The organism is Neglectibacter sp. X4 (assembly GCF_009917365.1).
Classification (GTDB): Bacteria; Bacillota; Clostridia; order Oscillospirales; family Acutalibacteraceae; genus Acutalibacter.
On the sequence record NZ_QWLE01000314.1, the window covers coordinates 1 to 578 of the forward strand.

1 protein-coding gene is annotated in these 578 nt (G+C 33.6%); it reads left to right on the forward strand.

Annotation, left to right across the window (positions count from 1 at the left end; all coding sequences use genetic code 11):
• Nucleotides 1–147: 147 nt before the first annotated feature.
• Nucleotides 148–578 (forward strand): hypothetical protein (locus D1841_RS18335; protein WP_166554394.1); only part of this gene is annotated, 431 nt, incomplete at its 3' end.

Below are 578 nucleotides of genomic sequence, written 5' to 3' on the forward strand. Positions count from 1 at the left end.
TACATGGTGTATTGCGGGTGTTTCACAGATGGATCAAAAGATTATTGCTAGAGTGGTTACAAAAAAGCCTGATTCGGTATGGAACTGTAGAGAAGTAAGACCATCGCTGGAAGATGTGTATCTCTATTATTTTGGAGGATTTTGAGAGTGGGGAATCTGATAAAATTTGAATGGAAAAAACTCTTCCAATGGAGATTTCTTTTTATTTTTCTACCACTGATTTTTATTTTAAATGGAATATTAGTTTTAGAACAGATTACAGGTGACTTTGAAAAAAAAGAAACTTTCCAGGAAGATAGTTGGACAGAAAATAGAAGTGAAAATAAAAATGAGTCTTATGAAGCATTTCTCTTAAGCATTGAATTGCAAGCAGAAGATATGCAGAATACTGCTATTTTTAATACAAGTTACTTCAATAGAAAAAACTTGGAAAAAACTAAAAACGCATATAGTCGGCTTCACGGAATTGAGTTGGAACCTGATTATCCGACAGGATTACGTTATGTGACGGATTATCGTATGACAGATTGTCTTCTTCTCTTTTCTGTTTTAGCACTGTTGATTCAGCTTATGCTACA